Annotated in this window: 17 protein-coding genes and 1 tRNA gene; 11 read left to right on the top strand and 7 right to left on the bottom strand. The window is 62.0% G+C overall.

What is annotated here, in order from left to right; translation table 11 throughout:
• Positions 1-150 precede the first annotated feature (150 nt).
• Positions 151-618: an Hsp20 family protein gene (locus tag NKJ67_RS08700; RefSeq protein ID WP_013529716.1), complete on the bottom strand. Its 468-nt coding sequence runs from the start codon at positions 616-618 to the stop codon at positions 151-153.
• A gap of 480 nt (positions 619-1,098) precedes the next feature.
• Here NKJ67_RS08700 and NKJ67_RS08695 point away from each other — a divergent pair, with 480 nt between their 5' ends.
• On the top strand, positions 1,099-2,076 hold the full coding sequence (locus NKJ67_RS08695; RefSeq protein ID WP_127329365.1) for an alpha/beta fold hydrolase: 978 nt from the start codon (positions 1,099-1,101) through the stop codon (positions 2,074-2,076).
• Positions 2,077-2,174: 98 nt separating this feature from the next.
• Here the strand turns inward: NKJ67_RS08695 and hisN are convergent, their stop codons facing one another.
• A complete protein-coding gene (hisN, locus tag NKJ67_RS08690) occupies positions 2,175-2,948 on the bottom strand; it encodes a histidinol-phosphatase (RefSeq protein WP_352581083.1) in 774 nt (257 codons plus the stop codon).
• Positions 2,949-3,273: 325 nt separating this feature from the next.
• The gene (locus NKJ67_RS08685) at positions 3,274-4,215 is read right to left on the bottom strand and encodes an N-formylglutamate amidohydrolase (protein WP_352581082.1); all 942 of its coding nucleotides are present in this window, start codon (positions 4,213-4,215) and stop codon (positions 3,274-3,276) included.
• A gap of 163 nt (positions 4,216-4,378) precedes the next feature.
• Between NKJ67_RS08685 and cpdR the strand changes: the two genes are divergently transcribed.
• Positions 4,379-4,741, top strand: coding sequence for a cell cycle two-component system response regulator CpdR (gene cpdR / locus NKJ67_RS08680; RefSeq protein ID WP_006199474.1), 363 nt, complete (start codon positions 4,379-4,381; stop codon positions 4,739-4,741).
• 116 nt (positions 4,742-4,857) lie between these two features.
• Positions 4,858-4,932: transfer RNA gene (locus NKJ67_RS08675), tRNA-Val, on the top strand.
• 194 nt (positions 4,933-5,126) lie between these two features.
• Here the strand turns inward: NKJ67_RS08675 and NKJ67_RS08670 are convergent.
• From NKJ67_RS08670 to NKJ67_RS08660, 3 genes are all read right to left on the bottom strand, one after another.
• Positions 5,127-5,522 (bottom strand): hypothetical protein, encoded by a 396-nt coding sequence (locus tag NKJ67_RS08670; protein ID WP_127379878.1) that lies wholly within the window; start codon positions 5,520-5,522, stop codon positions 5,127-5,129.
• Positions 5,523-5,536: 14 nt separating this feature from the next.
• On the bottom strand, positions 5,537-5,896 hold the full coding sequence (locus tag NKJ67_RS08665; protein ID WP_352581081.1) for a lysozyme inhibitor LprI family protein: 360 nt from the start codon (positions 5,894-5,896) through the stop codon (positions 5,537-5,539).
• Between the two features lie 315 nt (positions 5,897-6,211).
• On the bottom strand, positions 6,212-6,418 hold the full coding sequence (locus NKJ67_RS08660; RefSeq protein ID WP_127267240.1) for a hypothetical protein: 207 nt from the start codon (positions 6,416-6,418) through the stop codon (positions 6,212-6,214).
• Between the two features lie 407 nt (positions 6,419-6,825).
• Between NKJ67_RS08660 and NKJ67_RS08655 the strand changes: the two genes are divergently transcribed.
• Positions 6,826-9,093 carry an alginate lyase family protein gene (locus NKJ67_RS08655; RefSeq protein WP_352581079.1) on the top strand — a complete coding sequence of 756 codons (2,268 nt, stop codon included), beginning with the start codon at positions 6,826-6,828 and terminating at the stop codon, positions 9,091-9,093.
• Positions 9,094-9,250: 157 nt separating this feature from the next.
• On the opposite strand, the gene NKJ67_RS08650 is transcribed toward NKJ67_RS08655, so the two are convergent.
• On the bottom strand, positions 9,251-10,405 hold the full coding sequence (locus tag NKJ67_RS08650) for a dihydrodipicolinate synthase family protein (RefSeq protein WP_352581078.1): 1,155 nt from the start codon (positions 10,403-10,405) through the stop codon (positions 9,251-9,253).
• A 239-nt stretch (positions 10,406-10,644) separates the two neighbouring features.
• Between NKJ67_RS08650 and NKJ67_RS08645 the strand changes: the two genes are divergently transcribed.
• The 7 genes from NKJ67_RS08645 (at position 10,645) to NKJ67_RS08615 (ending at position 18,902) form a co-directional block, all read left to right on the top strand.
• Complete coding sequence (locus NKJ67_RS08645) at positions 10,645-11,703, top strand: LacI family DNA-binding transcriptional regulator (protein WP_127267243.1); 1,059 nt, start codon at positions 10,645-10,647, stop codon at positions 11,701-11,703.
• A complete protein-coding gene (locus NKJ67_RS08640) occupies positions 11,700-13,301 on the top strand; it encodes an acyl CoA:acetate/3-ketoacid CoA transferase (RefSeq protein ID WP_352581077.1) in 1,602 nt (533 codons plus the stop codon). Before NKJ67_RS08645 ends, NKJ67_RS08640 begins: the two co-directional genes overlap by 4 nt.
• Positions 13,294-14,070 carry an enoyl-CoA hydratase/isomerase family protein gene (locus tag NKJ67_RS08635; RefSeq protein ID WP_352581076.1) on the top strand — a complete coding sequence of 259 codons (777 nt, stop codon included), beginning with the start codon at positions 13,294-13,296 and terminating at the stop codon, positions 14,068-14,070. Before NKJ67_RS08640 ends, NKJ67_RS08635 begins: the two co-directional genes overlap by 8 nt.
• Positions 14,071-14,079: 9 nt before the next feature.
• Positions 14,080-15,591, top strand: coding sequence for an aldehyde dehydrogenase family protein (locus tag NKJ67_RS08630; protein WP_352581075.1), 1,512 nt, complete (start codon positions 14,080-14,082; stop codon positions 15,589-15,591).
• Positions 15,592-15,648: 57 nt separating this feature from the next.
• The gene (locus NKJ67_RS08625; protein WP_032900903.1) at positions 15,649-16,902 is read left to right on the top strand and encodes an ABC transporter substrate-binding protein; all 1,254 of its coding nucleotides are present in this window, start codon (positions 15,649-15,651) and stop codon (positions 16,900-16,902) included.
• 102 nt (positions 16,903-17,004) lie between these two features.
• Positions 17,005-17,961 (top strand): carbohydrate ABC transporter permease, encoded by a 957-nt coding sequence (locus NKJ67_RS08620; protein WP_024502750.1) that lies wholly within the window; start codon positions 17,005-17,007, stop codon positions 17,959-17,961.
• Positions 17,958-18,902: a carbohydrate ABC transporter permease gene (locus NKJ67_RS08615; RefSeq protein ID WP_023810088.1), complete on the top strand. Its 945-nt coding sequence runs from the start codon at positions 17,958-17,960 to the stop codon at positions 18,900-18,902. The genes NKJ67_RS08620 and NKJ67_RS08615 overlap by 4 nt, the downstream gene beginning before the upstream one ends.
• Positions 18,903-18,904: the final 2 nt, after the last annotated feature.

Here is an 18,904-nt window from a genome sequence, read left to right as displayed (position 1 = left end):
TTGTTTCTCCCAGTCTCTTCACACTTCTTGCTTCCTCAAGATTTTGACTTGCTTTTTTTTCTCATTATTTATCTTTAAAATTTTATTACAAATAAAAAAATATTGTGCTCTTTTTCGCCCCCGCTTCCGTCTCGGGAGGAGACTTGTATTTTAGGCAGCGGTCTTGGCCTCAATCTGCTTGGCCTTGGCCGAAGACGCCGTAATGGCGATCTTGCGCGGCTTCAGCTCCTCGGGGATGTTGCGCTTGAGGTCGACGAAGAGCAGGCCGTTCTTCAGCGAGGCGCCAACGACCTCGACGTGGTCGGCAAGCTGGAAGCGGCGTTCGAAAGCCCTCGAGGCAATGCCGCGATAGAGCAGCTCGGAGCCTTCGCCGGTGCCCTCGTCCTTGCGCTCACCCTTCACGGTCAGCACGTTGCGATGGGCTTCGATCGAGATTTCCTCGTCCGAGAAGCCGGCAACCGCCATCGAGATCCGGTAGGAATCCTCACCGGTGCGCTCGATGTTGTAGGGCGGATAGGTCTGCGCGCCATCCGGCTGCGCGAGCGAATCGAGCATCGTGAACAGACGATCGAAGCCGACGGTCGAGCGATAAAGCGGGGAAAAATCAACGTGACGCATGAGGTGTTCTCCTGTTGAGCAACATGGTTTGCGTATGGCCGGTGCGAAACCCTTGAGCGGCGTTTCGGGTGGACCAGCGGCCCCGACATTGGCGACCGCACGAGACATTTGGGGAGCGCTGGAAAGTATTTCAAGATTTCACCTGGCGGCAAAAGCCACGGCGGCCGGACCCTTGATGAACGGCAGATGAACCGGCACTTCGGCGCGCGTTCAGGCAGCCGGCGCTAAAGTCCATTCCAGGATCAAGGACTGGCGGCGCCGATTGCACAACAGGCACCGCAACGAGGCCGACCGGGTGTAACGTCCCTTCCTCCCGGATCGACAGAGGCCGGAAGCACGCTTTCAAGCGGCTTCCGGCCTTCCCTGATGCAGCCTTCCCTTCACCGGGAATTCCTTGGCTTTTGGCGCATGGGCGTCTATCACCTTAGCGGAGCCGGCCAGCGCAGGCGGGCATGCGAGACGCCGAGCACGAAGCGCCGAATGACGGATCTTTTCACCGAGAACTCCCTTTTTCACGAAATCGAGGGCAATCCGCGGCCGGAAAATGCCACCGGCGGCTTCTTCACCACGCGTGACCGCAAGAATATCCGCTACGGCCTGTTCGGCGCGGTCGCTCGCCCGATGAAGGGCACCGTGGTCCTGCTCACCGGCCGCAACGAGTGCATCGAGAAATATTTCGAAACCATCCGCAACCTTGCCGATCGCGGCTTTGGCGTCGCCACGCTCGATTGGCGCGGCCAGGGCGATTCCGACCGGCTGATCCGCGATCACCAGCGCGGCTACGTCAGCAGCTTCCGCGAGTACACCGCCGACCTCGAACAGTTCTTCGAGGAGATCGTGCTGCCCGATTGCCGCGGACCGTACTACATCCTCGCCCATTCGGCAGGTGCCTTGATCACCCTGCTTGCCGCCCCATCAATGGTGAACCGCATCCGGCGCATGGTGCTGATCGCGCCCTTCCTGACGCTGCCCGACCTGCCGGTCTCGATCTCGACGGTTCGCCGCGTCTGTTCTCTGTTCTGCGCTCTCGGCCTCGGCCGGCTCTACGCCGCCTGGGGTCCGCGGCCGAGGATTACGGCCCCGTTCGAGACCAACAAGCTGACATCGGACCCGGAGCGCTATCGGCGCAACACACGGATCTATGAAGAATACCCGCAACTGGCGCTTGGCGGGCCGACGATCCGCTGGCTGCAGGCAGCCGCCAAAGCATCGGAAGCCGTCAGCGACCCCGATTTCATGGCTCGGATCCAGGTCCCGCTGCTGATCATCGCCGCCGGCGCCGACCAGGTCGTCTCGACCAGGGCCGTGGAAGCCTATGCCAGGCGTCTGCGGCTCGGTTCGCTGCTGATGATCGATGGCTCCCGCCACGAAATCCTGCAGGAAGCCGACATCTACCGCGAGCAATTGCTCGCCGCCTTCGACGCCTTCATTCCCGGCAGCGACGACCCCACAGCCTGACGGGCGCCGGTCGCTGGCCCGCTCCCCAAGGGGTGCCGCCGGCAGTAAAACGACTGCTTCAAGCGGTCGGCATCACCTGAATGGCGGCGGACGCTCGTTTAGCCCCGCAGGGCGGCCATGGCGGCGGCATGAAGTTCCGGCGTCGCCGCGGCGAGTACATCGCCGCCCTGTTCCGCCGGCCCGCCATCGAATGTGGTGACGACGCCGCCTGCCTTTTCGATGATCGGGATCAGCGCCACGATGTCGTAGGGCTTCAATCCGGGATCGGCGACGATGTCGACGCTTCCCGAGGCGATCATGGCGAAGGCATAGCAATCGGCGCCATAGCGGGCGAGCTGGATCTGTCTTTCGAATGCATCGTAACGGTTGCGCGCCTCGCCCTTGAACAGGGCCGGCGTGGTGGTGAACAGCGTCGCCTGGTCCAACTTCGTCGTCTTGCGGGTCGTCAGTTTTCGCGGCCCGCCTGGCCCCTCATAATGGGAGCCCGAGCCGTTGGCGTAGAAAAGCTCGCCGGTGAAGGGCTGCGCCATCATGCCGGCAACGGCGTCGCCATCGACCGTCAGCCCGACCAGTGTGCCCCACACCGGCAGGCCGGAAATGAACGCGCGCGTGCCGTCGATCGGGTCGATCACCCAGACGTGCCGACTTGAAATGTTCTCGCTGCCATGCTCCTCGCCTAGAATACCATGATCGGGATACTCAGCCGATATCAGAGCCCGGACGGCGCGCTCGGCCTCGCGATCGGCCTCGGTGACCGGATCAAAACTGCCCTGTTCCTTGTTGGCGACCGCACCTTGGGCACGAAAGCGCGGCAAGGTCTCCGCCGCTGCCGCCTGCGCGATGCGACGCATGAAATCGATGCTGATGTCCAACTGATTCTCCCGCATTGCAGCATGCCCGAGCCCGGCTTTGCCGCCAATTTCGTGCCAAAACAAGGGTGTCGAGGATTTTTCCGCGACGGCATCTGTTGCCTGGATGTCACACAGGCGCCATCGAAACGCAATTTCCACATCAGAGTGAATTAAAAAAGGCTGAAGGTCGCTTGACATTTGTGCAGCGCACAATACCCTCAATCTCGGACAGGGTTTCCTGTCCATGCCCTCCTTGGGCGTTTCCTCCCTAGACTTCGACCGTATCGTGCAAACGATGCGGTCTTTTTTTATGGCGCCATTCAGTCCGCGGCCAGCGGCAGGTTATTCACTCCGCGGCCAGTGGCAAGTCGATGAAATGATGATCGGGCATCGACATCAGGTCGGCTGAGAACCGCGTCAGATCGTCGGCCAGCGCATCGAAGCCGGCAGCCTTTTCGAACGTCCGCTCGTTCATATAGAGCCCCCGGTTGACCTCGATCTGCAGCGCGTGCAGATGGCGCGCCGGGCGGCCATAGTGCTCGGTGATGAAGCCGCCGGCATAGGGCTTGTTGTGGGCGACCGAATAGCCCATGGCGCTGAGCAGGCCGATCGCGGTCTCGGTCAGGGCGGCGGTTGCCGAGATGCCGAAGCGGTCGCCGATGATGAAGTCGGGCCGCTGGCCGCTGTCGCCGACCCGTATGCTCGCCGGCATCGAATGACAGTCGATCAGCACGGCAAAGCCAAACCGCGCATGGGTTCTGGTCAACAGCCGCTTCAGCGTCTCGTGATAGGGCTTGTAGACGGCCTCGATGCGGGAGACCGCTTCGGCCAGCGGCAAGCGGCCGGAATAGATGTCGAGCCCCTCGCCGACCAGCTTCGGCACCGTGCCCAGCCCGCCGGCCACCCGCGCCGAGCGGATGTTGCAGAAGGACGGCACCGGCTCGGCGAACATGCGCGGATCAAGCTCCCACGGCTCGCGGTTGACGTCGAGATAGGCCCTCGGGAAATTCGCCGCCAGCAACGGCGCGCCGAGCGCGACGGTCCCGCCGAACAGCTCATCGACGTAGCAGTCCTCGGACCGGCGGATGGCGTTGCGGTCCAGCCTTGCCATGGCAAGGAAGCGCTCCGGATAGTAGCGGCCGCTATGCGGTGAGTTGAAGAGGAAGGGGACGCGCTGCTCGACGCCCGACCGGATTTCGAAGGGTGGAAAGACCGAAAAATCCTCGGCTGCCGTCTTCAATTTGAACGAACCCGAAAACACCAGTGCATCATGATGTGAAAGTGCCACCTTGCAAGCCTCGTGTCCAGCATTTCGGCCGCAGCACACGCCCGGCAAATATGGATCATCCCCGTCAGCGTTCACTTGATGTTTACCCTCACCTCCTCATATACAGGATGGTTAACGGGCTTGCCCAACGGCAACCTCGGGCGGGTGATTCGGACGGGATATCATGGCACGCATTCTTCTGGCGGAAGACGACGACGATATGCGTCGGTTCCTCGTCAAGGCGCTGGAGCGCGCCGGTTACCAGGTCAGTGATTTCGACAATGGCGCCAGCGCCTATGAGCGGCTGCGCGAGGAGCCTTTCTCGCTGCTGTTGACCGACATCGTCATGCCGGAGATGGACGGCATCGAACTGGCGCGGCGTGCCACAGAGATCGATCCTGATCTGAAAGTCATGTTCATCACCGGTTTCGCCGCCGTTGCGCTGAACCCGGATTCCAAGGCGCCGAAAGACGCCAAGGTGCTGTCGAAGCCCTTCCACCTGCGCGACCTCGTCAACGAGGTCGAGAAGATGCTGCAGGCGGCCTGAGCCCTTTTCTAGGCGAGGCGCCGCACCTCTTCGCCACTGCGGCGAGACGACGCCTTCTTTCCTTTTTCCTGCTATTGACGCGCTGGATCAAAAATGGTGTATGCGCGGCTTCGGATGGGCGTGTAGCTCAGCGGGAGAGCACTGCATTGACATTGCAGGGGTCACAGGTTCAATCCCTGTCACGCCCACCATCCAACCAGACAAGCAGATCTTGCATCGGCATTTCCCGGCTGGTTCCCCAGAGGTAGAGCGGTTCGCATAGGTTGACTTATAGCCTGCACCTGGCGCAACGCCGCATGCAGTGCTTGAGCTTGGCGAACGGTTTGTCGATTTGGGCTGAGGTCCGGACTATAGGGGCAGGAAGAAGGGCCCCTGCGAAGCCAGCCTACTGGTCATCGTCATCGCCATTGTCTGGATTGTCGACCAAACATCCCGCGCCGTGACACCCTTGGTAATTGCCTTGAGTGTCGAAATTCGGATTGCCGTCCTTGTCGTAACTCGGCCTTGGGTCGATGTAGCTGTCGTTCTTTCGACGCGCTTCCTTGCGATCCTTGTCTCTCTGTTCCTGCGCGGCTATGCGATCCATTGAGCGCTGCTCGTCTTCTGAACGTTGTGAAGTCTGTTGCATCATGCAGTCGGCAAACCTGTTGGTTCCTGGCCTGTAGCCGTAAGAAGCGCACTGTTGCTGATCCATTGCGCGCTGATCCTCAGCGCTGACGCAACCAGCAACCGCCAACGGCGCAAGCGCGATCAGCACATATCTCATCTTGAAATTCGGCATTTTGTCGCTCCAGATTATTCTGATGGCACCGGGCAAGAGAGGTCACCCTCCTGGCAGTTCAGGTAGGCCCTCAACTGCCTGGTGCGAGCCTTGGTCAGTTCAGCCTGACAAGCAGCGGCAACCATCGGCGCCGCGGAGCCACCATCGTCACCGCTGGATTGAAACGTGCATTCGGCGTTGCGGAACGCAATCCACGCTCTCTGCGCTTTCACCAACCGTGCCTTGCCGTCGGAATCGTCCGTAAGCCGCTTCTGGATTTGCTTGAAGGTTTGGTTCAACGCCTGATCGGCTCTTTTGAAGTCCGAAGCTGGATCAGCCATAGCCGCAGTGGCGGCGAACGACAGCATGGCGACGCCAGCAAGTAGAAAACGCATGATTGTATCCCCGGAATGAAAACAACCACAAGTAAGCACGCATGGGGGCAGCCGACAAGCACCGAAAAACCGTATAGTAAGCAAAGGGTTGTCGGGTTCAACAACGCAGGACGGACGAGGCTGGGGCCGTGAGGTGATATGCGGGGAATGGCCGCCACAAGCTGACGTTGACATTTGCCGTTTCGCCATTGTCGTGGGCGGCGCCGGCGAGTTTCGCAACCCGGTCCTGGCAGACCGGACGCCGGACGCAAACGCCGTCGCGGAAAGCTGTGCGCCCGTCCCGGTGCTGACCGGGACGGGCGACAGGCGATCAGATCATTGCGGCTCTGGATCAGGCGTATTTCCCGGCCTGTCGCCGCCGCCCTTGCCTTCACGGCAAGGCTCGCCGATGCCGCAGCATTTGCCGTTGTAGGTGACGCCGGGCTTCAGCTTGTCGCATTCCCTGGGAGCGGTTGTCTTGCAGCCGGCCAGCACCGAAACGGCGATGGCGGCCAAAAGGACGTTTCTTGAAACAGTAAACATCAGACGTTCTCCTTGATGGACCATGTTTGGACACATCGCTTGGTCGCGCCTCGGGAGAAATTGGTTCACAAGAAAATTGCGATCACCGGCGGAATCTTTTTGCGAGCTTGCCTTCGCGTGAAGGCGCATCGCCGATGCCGGGGCATTTGCCATGCTATGTGGTTTTCGGATTTGATTTATCGCATTGTCTTGTCGGCGTTGCCTGCAACCTGCCGTGACCGATGCAGCAGAACCGTAACAGGACATTCGCAACATTGCAGGCGAGAGACGTTTTCCATGATTGATCGCGTTGGACAATTCAGGGCTTGGTCGCCTCACACTCAGAAATGGTCCAGGATCGAAGCCGGAATGGTTGGCGAAACTGCGCGCATTCCCGAGGCGGTGATCGGGTCTCCTTGCGTGCCGTCATGAGTTCACAGTCCAGAAGGGAAAAACTGTCGCCTTGGCCGAAGATACATCGCGAACTGAACCGTGTGCGCACGCAATTGCAGTCGCCGTGGTCGACATTGGGCAACGCGCTCATTTCCGCAAAGCAGAACGCTGAATACCGACGCGAACTCGGCAAGCGGATCGAAGCCGCCCGCGAGACTTACACGGCGTCGCCGATCTCGCAGATTGCCGACAGCTTCATGCTCGTCCGGATCATCGGCAATGATCTGGAACCGCGACACCGCAAGGGCCAGTCATTCGACAACGTGCTGTTCATTCTGGACAACGAACCGGTCTTCGACGCCTGCGAAAAATTCTGGATCGTCAATCGGATAGTCGACACCGACGAGGAAGCCCGGATCATCGGCCTGCTCGAAAGCCGCCGCCAGAATTTTCACACAATCCCCTTCGAACTCGATGCGTACCGGAAGATATCCTGGGACGTCGACCAGCTTGTTGCCGGCGACCTCAGATTCTCAGAGAAGGGCCGGGCGAGCGGAAAGTCCGCGCGTTACGAAACGCACATCCGCCGCAGCAAGAACCTCTATGTGATGAACAACAATGGGGCTCGCAACGCCGCGCTCGCGATTGCCCGCGGCAGGGCAAAATGGCTGATGCCCTGGGACGGGAACTGCTACCTGACAGGCTCTGCGTTCCAGCGGATACGGTCCGCGATCGAGAGAAACCCGCACCTTCCCTACGCTGTGGTGCCCATGGCGCGTATTGTCGACAATGCGCTTCTGCTGGACCAGAGCTTCCAGCCGCCGGCCGAGGAAGAGCCGCAGATCATATTTCGAGCCGATACCACGCAACTGTTCGACGAAAACTATGGCTACGGAAGGCGGCCAAAAATCGAGATGCTGTGGCGGTTGGCAGTTCCCGGCCCCTGGGATCGCTACCGCGACGACGCCTGGGATTTTCCACGCCCGGTCCGGGCAGCGGATGCCGGGCTGCTCCAGAAAGCGGGCTGGGTGGCGCGCCTGGATTCAGGACGTTCGCATCTGGAGATCGGCAAGGCCGGCTTCGTCGCGCGTCTGGTCAGCCGCGACCAGGCGATCGTCGATATGGTCGATCAATGTGACGCCAAGGCAGTCGCCGCTCGGCTTGATACCTCCCGCCTGGCTTTCTATGACGAAGACGCCCTCGCCCACGCGGTAAAGGACGGACCCATCCTGCGCTATCTCGAAACCGCGGCCGGTCAGGCACTCGCCCGCGGTCCGTTCAGCGTGCTCGACAAGACTGGCCGAGCCCCCAGCGGGGATCCCCAGGACTATTTTCACCCGGCGCCTTACTGGTGGCCCGACCCCGACAGACCCGATGGCCTGCCCTATATCAGGCTCGATGGCGAACGCGTGCCCGGCACGGCATTGTATGCAGCAGGAAGCGAAACCTACGATCGCACACGCTTACAGCGCGTCTTCGACGACACAACCGTGCTTGCGCTCGCCGCAACCGTGCTTGATGGACGTCATTACGCCGTCCACGCCGCGAGGCTCATTCGCGCATGGTTTGTCGATCCCAAGACAAGAATGAACCCGCATTTGCGCTATGCGCAGGTGCGGTCGGGCCACGACAACAATGAAGGGGCCGGCTACGGCATCATCGAGCTGAAGGATTTCTATTTCTTCCTGGATGCCGTACGCTTGATCGAGCGAACAGGAGTACTGGGCGACGAGGATCGCGAGGCGTTCAGAGCCTGGCTCGGTTCCTACTGTGAATGGCTGGACACCGCGCCGGCAGCCGCGACGGCCTTCTGCAGCAGCAGCAACCAAGGAACGTACTACGATTTGCAGCGGGCATCGATCGCCACATTTCTTGGCGACAGCGCCACCCTGGCCAAGATCAGCCTCTATGCTCGGGAGAGATTGGCGACCCAGATCGCAGCCGACGGCTCCTTGCCCAGGGAACTGTCCCGCACGCGCCCCAGGCACTACGCCATGTTTACCTTGCAAGGCTGGACGTCGCTGGCCCGTGTCCTGTCTTCGGTTGGTGACAATCTCTGGCAGCACAAGACAGCCGAGGGACTGGGACTGGTCCAGGCGCTGCACTGGCTTGTTGCGCACGAGAACAAGCGACACACCATGTCGGCCGAAACTGTCGATCCGGATCGGCTTGGGCCGCTGCTTCTCGACCTGACGCATCATGATCCCGCAGGGATGCCACCTGCCGATCTGGGAAGGGCGGCCAAGCCCATTTTTCATCCAGACGAGGCAATCGCGCCTTTTTGGCTGTGGCGAAGACGTTAGAGCAGTTCACCGTTTCACGGAAACGGCGACCCGCTCTAACTCCTTGTTTTTACGCAATTCCGGACGGAAAACCGTTTCACACTTTTCCTGGAATTGCTCTAGGGACGTCCGGCATTCCTGGCCTGTCACGTCGATGATGAGAACCACTTTCCCGAAATCAAACGCCCGCGACGGTGCAAAGGCTCTTCATTCTGGCCACCGCCAGATCGGGATCAGCGAGCAATCCGGCCTGGTCGGCAAGGCGGAACACGTCGGCATAGTGACGGATGCCGCGCGCCGACTGCATGCCGCCGACCATCGCAAAATGGTCCTGATGGCCATTCAGCCAGGCCATGAAGACGATGCCGGCCTTGTAGTACTCGGTCGGCGCCTCGAAGATTTTTCGCGATAGCGGCACGGTCGGCGCCATCAACGTGTCATAGCCGGCGCGGTCACCCTCCGCCAGTTTCGCCAGCGCTGCATTGGCGACCGGCGCAATCGCGTCGAAAATACCGAGCAGTGCGTGCGAGTGTCTTTTCTCGTCGCCGGCGATCAGTTCGGGATAATTGAAATCGTCGCCAGTGAACATGACGACGCCGTCCGGCAGACGGTTCCTCAGCGCGACCTCCTTGCCGGCATCGAGCAGCGAGATTTTTATCCCCTCCACCTTGCCAACGTGGCGTTCGATGATGGCAACCACTGTATCGAGAGCGGCCTCGAAATTCTCACTGCCCCAATAGCCCCTGAGCGCCGGATCGAACATGTCGCCCAGCCAGTGCAGGATGACCTTGCCGGATGCCTGGGACAGGATGCGGTCGTAGACGCTGACATAGTCGTCCGGCCCCTTGGCCACAGCCGCCAGTGCCCGGCTGGCCATCATGATCGCCTTGCCGCCCAAGCCTTCGATGAAAGCGAATTGCCGCTCATAGGCGGTGACCACATCGTCCAGCGTCCTGGCGGCGGCGGGCGCCAGATGGTCGGTGCCGGCACCCGAGGCGAGATCGGCGCCATCGACGGTGCGCGCCTCGGCGATCGAACGGCGGATCAATTCCTGCGCGTTTGCCCAGTCGAAACCCATGCCGCGTTGCGACGTGTCCATCGCTTCGGCAATGCGGAATCCCAGCCGCCACAGATGGTGACGGAACGCCATCGTCCTGTCCCAGTCGACCACCGGCCTGGACCACGGATCGGTCATGGCAAGCGGATCGGCAACGACGTGCGCGGCGGCATAGGCGATACGCGAAAATCGCGCGCCGATGTCAGGCTGCACCGGTTCGCCGACCAGCGTGTACCGGGTGCTGCCGCCCCCCTCACCAGGCAAGGAAATGTCCATCGATCTCTCCCTTCGCAACGCTACTAAATGGAACGTTCCAATAAATCAAGAACCTTTAAGATTCGAACTCCACGGCAGGAAGAATGCTGCATTGCAACACAAAAGCCTTATGCAGCAAGCCATTTGAGTACGCACGATCGGCATTCGAGGCGCGGGAAAAATCCCGATTGACTCACGACCGGAGCAGAGATTAGAACGTTCCAACACTTTGGGCCTGCAGTCGGGGAGGATGCATCTGGATGGCCAACCGGGCCAAGGCGACGATATTCGACATCGCCCGCGAAGCAGGCGTGTCCAAATCGACGGTATCGCTCGTGCTCCAGGGCAGCGGGCTGATCCGGCCCGAAACAGCGAGCAAAGTGCGCAAGGCGATCGAGGATGTCGGTTACGTCTACAACCGCGGCGCCGCCAATCTGCGCAAGGCGCACTCCAATGTCATCGGCATGGTCATCAACGATCTCACCAATCCTTTCTTCGCAGAGTTGGCGGTTGGGATGGAGCGGGTCTTCCAGTCGGCGGGCATCGTGCCGTTCATCGCCAACACGGCGGAAAATCCGGTGCGCCAGGAAGAAGTGCTGAAATCGCTGATGGAGCAAGGCGTCGCCGGCCTCATCGTCTCGCCGGCTCGCGGCACGACGCCGGGCGCCTTCAGGCGGATCGAGACGGCAGGTCTGCCGGTGGTCTTCGCCATGCGCCGGCTTCCCGAGAGCCGTATTCCGGTTATCGCGCCCGACAATCATCGCGGCGCCTATCTCGCCACCGCCCATCTGATCGGCAAGGGACATCGCAGGCTGGTCTTCTTCGGCGGTTCGTCCGACCTGGTGGTCTATCACGATCGGCTTGGCGGATTTCGCGAAGCCTGCGAGACGCAGGGCATCGCCGCCCGCGACGCACTGGTCGTCGAGGGCGAGACCAGCCGCAGAGGGGGTATAGGGTGTCTGGAAACCGCTCTCGCTATGGCTGAACCGCCGACCGCGGCGCTCTGCTTCAACGACGCTGTCGCCTTTGGCGCCATGCTGGCGCTGCGCAAGCGCGGGCTTGAGCCGGGAGTTGATTTCGCCATCGTCGGTTTCGACGATGTAGCCGAGGCCGAGCACTATATGCCGGCGCTGACCAGCGTCGCGGTGGACTCGGCCGGCCTCGGCGAACGCGCCGCCCATGTCATGCTGAAAATGATCCAGTCGCGCACCACGCGGGCCGAGGACCATATCGGCGCGGTCAATCTGGTCGTCAGGGAAAGCTGTGGCCCGGATCGCCGCACCCGAAACAGGACGGCCGGTTCGGGGATCATGAATTGAGCAAGGTCGTTTCGGCAGCGCAGGCAGCGGGCCTGATCAAGGACGGCATGGTCGTATCCGTGTCGTCGTCGAGCGGTCTCGGCTGTCCGGACGCGGTGCTTGCCGCGATCGGCGAACGCTTCGAGGAGGAAGGCCACCCAAAAAATATCACCACACTTCACCCGATCGCCGCCGGCGACATGTACGGCATCAAAGGCATCGACCATCTGGCCAAGCCCGGCCTGCTGAAGCGTACTTTGTGCGGCTCCTACCCGTCCGGCCCCTCCTCTTCCGAACCGCCGCAGATCTGGAAGATGATCGGCGACAATTCGGTGGCCGCCTACAACGTGCCGTCCGGCATCCTGTTCGACATGCACCGCGAAGCGGCCGCCAAGCGGCCGGGCGTGCTGACCAAGGTCGGCCTCGACACCTTCGCCGACCCGCGCCACCAGGGCTGCGCCATGAACGCCGCCGCAAGCGAGCCGATCGTTTCGGTGCAGCAGTTCGACGGCGAGGAATGGCTCTATTTCCGCTCCATCGTGCCGCAGGTCTCGATCATTCGCGCCACGTCAGCCGACGAGCGCGGCAACCTCACCTACGAGCATGAGGGCGCCTATCTCGGTGGCCTCGAACAGGCGCTCGCCGCCCGTAACAATGGCGGCATCGTTATCGCGCAGGTCAAGCGCGTCGTCGAAAACGGTACGCTGAAACCGCATGACGTGCGCGTGCCGGGCGTCCTGGTCGACCATATCGTCGTCGCGCCCGACCAGTTGCAGACGACGCTGACACCCTATGACCCGGCGATCTCCGGAGAAATCTTCCGGCCGCTGTCGAGCTTCCGCACGCCGGAGATGAACGTCCAGAAAGTGATCGCGCGCCGCGTCGCCATGGAGTTGCGCGACGGCATGGCCGTCAACATCGGCTTCGGCATTTCCGCCAATGTCCCGCGCATCCTTCTCGAGGAAGGACAGCACGGCAAGATTACCTGGGTGATCGAACAGGGCGCGGTCGGCGGCGTGCCGCTGCTCGACTTCAAATTCGGCTGTTCGTCGAACGCCGACGCCTTTATGCCCTCGCCGCACCAGTTCATCTATTTCCAGGCGGGCGGCTTCAACGCCTCGCTATTGTCCTTCCTGCAGATCGACCGCCATGGCTCGGTCAATGTCTCGAAGCTTTCGGCGCGCCCGCATGTCACGGCTGGCGCCGGCGGCTTTGTCGACATCACCGCGCGGGCGAAGAAGATCGTGTTTTCCGGCTTCTTCAACGCCGGGGCAAAACTCTCATTGGCCGATGGCGGCATCCGCATCGATCAGGAGGGCAAGGTCAAGAAGGTGGTCAACGAAGTCGAGCACATCTCGTTTTCGGGCAAGCGCGCAATCGCGCAGGGACAGGACATCACCTATGTCACCGAACGCTGCGTGATGAGGCTGACGACGAAGGGCCTGGTCGTCACAGAACTCGCACCCGGCATCGATCTGCAGCGCGATGTGCTGGCGCAGTCGGAAATTCCGTTGGGCATTGCCAAGGACCTCAAGACGACACCGGCAGCCCTCTATCAGGAGCAACCGATAGGCCTGTCGCTGAATGGCGGCGCCTCGCTTGGAGGCGCGCATGGCTGAGCACCTCGTCACCTTTGAAACCGACGGCGCCATCGGCGTCGTCACGCTGCGCCGGCCGGAGAAATTCAACGCGCTGGACATTCCGATGCTGCGCGCGCTGGAGACGGCGCTCGACGCGGCCGAGATGGCCGAGGGCGTCCGCGTCGTGCTGCTGCGTGGCGAAGGCAAGGGATTTTGCGCCGGTGGCGATGTCGAGGCCTGGGCGCGGATGAGTGCCGCCGATTTCCAGGTGCAATGGGTACGCTACGGCCACCGCGTCTTCGACCGGCTGGCGCGGCTCAGGCAGCCGACCATCGCCGTTTTGTCGGGCCATGCACTGGGCGGCGGGCTAGAGCTGGCAGTGGCTTGTGATTTTCGCGTGGCGGAAACACAGGTGAAACTGGGCTTCCCCGAAACCTCGATCGGTGTCGTACCCGGCTGGTCAGGCACGCAACGCGCCGTGCGCCGCTTCGGCACGCAGACGGTGCGTCGCATGGCGCTCGGCGGCGAGATCTTTCTCGCCCCCGAGGCACTCGCTCTGGGCATCGTCGACCGGGTGGTCGCGACTGGCAAGGCATACGACGAAGCAAGGGCGTGGGCGGAAAAGATCGCCGAGCGCGGCCCGCTGGCGACCGAGGCCGCCAAGCTGATGATCGCGATCGCCGAAGGCGAGGAAAGTGCCGCCGCCGCCGAAGCGCTGGCCAGCGGCTTCATAGCCCTGACCGGAGATCTCAAGGCCGGCGTCGACGCCTTCAAGGCCAAGCAGAAGCCGGCCTTTTCGAGATCCTAGAGGAAACAGATGAACGCACCCCTCAAGATCGCCATGCCGGCCGAGGCGTCCGCGGCGCCGAAAGCGTACAGGCTGCTGATCGACGGCAAGCATGTCGATGCCCGCGACGGCCGCATGATTGCTCGAAATAGCCCCGGCCACGACTTCACCGTCTCGCACTACGCACAGGCCGGCGAGGCCGAAGTGGAAGCCGCTGTGCAGGCCGCCCACAAGGCGTTCGAGACCGGTCCATGGCCGCGCATGAAGGCAGCTGAGCGGGCCGCGATCCTGCTCAAGGCGGCTGACCTGATCGAGGGCCGGCTGGAAGACATCGCCCGGCTCGATGCACTGGAATCCGGCAAGCCGATCGCCCAGGCGCGCGGCGAGATCGGCGGCGCCGTCGACATCTGGCGCTATGCCGCCTCGCTTGCCCGCACGCTGCATGGTGAATCCTACGCCAATCTCGGCGATGCCATGCTGGGCGTCGTCCTGCGCGAGCCGATCGGCGTCGTCTCGATCATCACCCCATGGAATTTCCCGTTCCTGATCGTCAGCCAGAAACTGCCCTTCGCGCTCGCCGCCGGCTGCACGGCGGTGGTCAAGCCGAGCGAAATGACCTCGGCCTCGACCTTCGTGCTCGGCGATATCCTGATGCAGGCCGGCCTGCCCGACGGCGTCGTCAATATCCTGGCCGGGCTTGGCGCCGATGTCGGTGCGCCGATGGTCAGCCACCCGCTGGTCGAGATGGTCTCGTTCACCGGCTCCACCCGCGTCGGCAAGATGACGATGGCGTCCGCCGCGCAGTCGCTGAAGAAAGTCTCGATGGAGCTCGGCGGCAAGAACGGCCAGATCGTCTTCCCGGACGCCGACCTCGAAGCGGCCGCCGATGCGGCGGTGTTCGGCGGCTTCTTCAATGCCGGCGAGTGCTGCAATGCCGGGAGCCGGCTGATCGTTCATGAGGCGATCGCCGACGATTTTCTCAGCACCGTCAAGGCGCTTGCCGCCAGGGTCACGGTCGGCGATCCGCTCGATGACCAAACCAAGGTCGGCGCGATGATCTCGTCCGACCATCTGAAGAAGGTGGCCGGCTATGTTTCTGCCGCTGAAGGCGACGGCAGCCAGGTTTACAGCGGAGGCAAGCAATTGGCCTCCAATGTCGGCCAATACCTCGATCCCACCATCATCCGCGGCGTCACCGAGGAGATGGCCACAGCGCGCGAGGAAGTGTTCGGACCGGTGCTCTCGGTGCTGACTTTTGAATCGATTGAAAAGGCGTTGCACATCGCCAACAACACGCCCTATGGTTTGTCGGCGGGCGTGTGGAGCGCCAGCATCGACACTTGCATGTCGGTCGCGCGTGGAGTGCGTTCGGGAACCGTTTGGGTGAACACATTCATGGAAGGTTATCCCGAGCTGCCTTTCGGAGGCTACAAGCAGTCCGGTCTCGGACGCGAACTCGGCAAACGCGCCGTCGAGGACTATACCGAGGAAAAGACAATCCAGTTTCATCGCGGCCTGCGCACCGGGTGGTGGGTCGGCTGAGTTGAGAAGAACCCGGTGGGCTTCACCGGTCGTGTAATGCAACAAGGGAGGTAGTACATGTTGCGCAAACTGCTTATCGGAACCGCTCTCGCATCCGGCCTGGCTTTCGCGGCCCACGCCGAGGACGTCAAGGAAGTGCAGATGCTGCATTGGTGGACGTCGGGCGGCGAAGCGGCTGCTCTCAACGTCCTTAAGGGCGACCTGGCCAAGGAAGGCTATGCCTGGAAGGACGTGCCGGTGGCCGGCGGCGGCGGCGATGCCGCCATGACCGCGCTGAAGGCGATGGTCGCGGCCGGCAATTATCCGACCGCCTCGCAGATGCTCGGCTATACCGTGCTCGACTACGCCGCTGCCGGCGTCATGGGCGACCTGACCGAAACGGCGAAGAAGGAAGGCTGGGACAAGTCCGTTCCGGCAGCCCTGCAGAAGTTTTCGGTCTATGACGGCAAGTGGGTCGCGGCGCCGGTCAACGTTCACTCGGTCAACTGGCTGTGGATCAACAAGGCCGTCCTGGACAAGATCGGCGGCACCGAGCCGAAGACCTTCGACGACTTCGTTGCCCTGCTCGACAAGGCCAAGGCGGCAGGGGTGATCCCGCTCGCTCTCGGCGGCCAGAACTGGCAGGAAGCCACCATGTTCGACTCGGTCGTGCTGTCGACCGGCGGACCTGAGTTCTACAAGAAGGCCTTCAACGACCTCGATGACGCATCCCTGAAGTCCGACACGATGAAGAAGTCGTTCGACAATTTGGCCAAGCTCGTCACCTATGTCGACCCCAACTTCTCCGGCCGCGACTGGAACCTTGCCACCGCCATGGTCATCAAGGGCGATGCCCTGGTGCAGGTCATGGGCGATTGGGCCAAGGGCGAGTTCAACGCCGCCAAGAAAACGCCGGGCACCGACTTCCTGTGCTATCGCTTCCCGGGCACCGACGGCTCGGTGATCTACAACTCCGACATGTTCGGCATGTTCAACGTTCCGGATGACCGCAAGGCCGCCCAGGTCGCGCTGGCCACCGCCACCCTGTCGAAGAGCTTCCAGTCGGCCTTCAACGTCGTCAAGGGTTCGGTCCCGGCCCGTACCGACGTTCCGGATACCGACTTCGACGCTTGCGGCAAGAAGGGCATCGCCGACCTGAAGGCAGCCAACGAAGGCGGCACGCTGTTCGGCTCGCTGGCCCAGGGCTATGGCGCGCCCCCGGCGGTCGCCAATGCCTATAAGGATGTCGTCTCCAAATTCGTCCATGGTCAGATCAAGACCTCGGACGAAGCCGTGACCGAGCTGGTCAAGGCGATCGACGACGCCAAGTAAGCGCCACGCCAAAAATGCCTTCCCCGCTCCAGCGGGGAAGGCCCAGATCCGCGAACTTAGATCCGCGAAGCTGGTTGGCCGCGAGTCGACGGGAGGAGCCCCATGAGCACGGTAGCGACAAGCCAGATCAAGCTGACGCCGGAGCATGCGCGGCCACGCGCCTCGGTGCGCTCACGCCTGCAGGACGCATTGCCGAAGATCGTGCTGGCGCCGAGCTTCGCCATCACCATCGTCTTCGTCTACGGCTTCATCCTGTGGACGATCTATCTGTCCTTCACCAATTCCAAGACCTTCCCGTCCTATGTCCTGACCGGCTCGCGCGCCTATCAGCGGCTGTGGGGCTGGACCTTCGACACCGACCCGCCGTCGAGCTGGTACACGTCGATCACCAATATGGGTATTTTCGGTTTCCTCTACATCGCAATCTGCCTGGCGCTCGGCCTGTTCCTGGCCATCCTGCTCGACCAGAAGATCCGCGGCGAAGGCGTGCTGAGGCCGATCTATCTCTACCCGATGGCGCTGTCCTTCATCGTCACCGGCGTCGCCTGGAAATGGTTCCTCGATCCCGGCCTCGGCCTCGAGCAGACCTTGCATCAATGGGGCTGGACGAGCTTCCATTTCGACTGGATCAAGAACAAGGATTTCGTCATCTACACGGTGGTCATTGCCGGCGTCTGGCAGGCCTCCGGCTTCATCATGGCGATGTTCCTGGCCGGCCTGCGCGGCATCGACGGCGAGATCATGAAGGCGGCGCAGATCGACGGCGCCACCACCTTCCAGCTCTATCGCCGCATCGTCATCCCGCTGCTGCGGCCGATCTTCCTGTCGGCCTTCATCGTACTCGCGCATCTCGCCATCAAATCCTACGATCTGGTCGTGGCGCTGACCAGCGGCGGCCCCGGCGGCTCGGCCTGGCTGCCCTCCAACTTCATGTATGAGTACACGTTCAAGCGCAACGAAATGGCCGTCGGCTCGGCCAGTGCGGTGATCATGCTGATGACCATCGTCGCAATCATCGTGCCCTATCTCTATTCGGAACTGCGGGAGAAGCCGCGATGAGCGCCGTCACCACTCCCGCCCGCCAGGCCTCTGGCGGCGTCAACGTCAAGGTTATCAACCGCATCGTCATCTACGGGCTGCTGGCGCTGTTTGCGCTATTTTATCTGATGCCGCTGTTCGTCATGCTGGTGACCTCGTTCAAGACCATGGACGAGATCCAGAACGGCAACATGCTGGCGCTGCCCAGGGCACCGACCTTCGATCCCTGGCTGAAGGCCTGGGGCGAGACCTGCGTCGGCCTCACCTGCGCCGGCATCAAGGGCTATTTCTGGAACTCCATCAAGATGGTGGTCCCGGCCGTGCTGATCTCGACGATGCTCGGCGCGCTCAACGGCTACGTGCTGACCAAATGGCGTTTTCGCGGGGCAACGCTGGTGTTCGGGCTGATGCTGTTCGCCTGCTTCATCCCGTTCCAGTCGGTGCTGCTGCCGATGGCGACCATCCTCGGCAGCCTTGGCCGCTTCGGCGTCACGCTGCAGAATGCGACGGGAACCAGCTTTGGCCTCGGCAACCCGACGGTCAACCTCGTCTTCGTCCACGTCGTCTACGGCATCGGCTTCACCACGCTGTTTTTCCGCAACTACTACGAGGCGTTCCCGACCGAACTGGTCAAGGCGGCACAGGTCGACGGCGCATCCTTCTTCCAGATCTTCCGCCGCATCATGCTGCCGAACTCGATGCCGATCTTCGTCGTCACCGTCATCTATCAGTTCACCAACATCTGGAACGACTTCCTGTTCGCCTCGGCCTACGCCGGCACCGGCGACGCAATGCCGATGACGGTGGCGCTCAACAACGTCGTCAACACCTCGACCGGCGTCGTCGAATACAACGTCAACATGGCCGCCGCGATGATCGCGGCACTGCCCACCCTTCTCGTCTATGTGCTCGCCGGCCGCTACTTCGTGCGTGGTCTCATGGCTGGCGCCGTCAAAGGATGATC

The organism is Mesorhizobium sp. M0088 (assembly GCF_040322895.1).
Classification (GTDB): domain Bacteria; phylum Pseudomonadota; class Alphaproteobacteria; order Rhizobiales; family Rhizobiaceae; genus Mesorhizobium.
The sequence above is the reverse complement of the archived record's forward strand: the minus strand, read 5'-3'. Positions and strand labels throughout refer to the sequence as shown.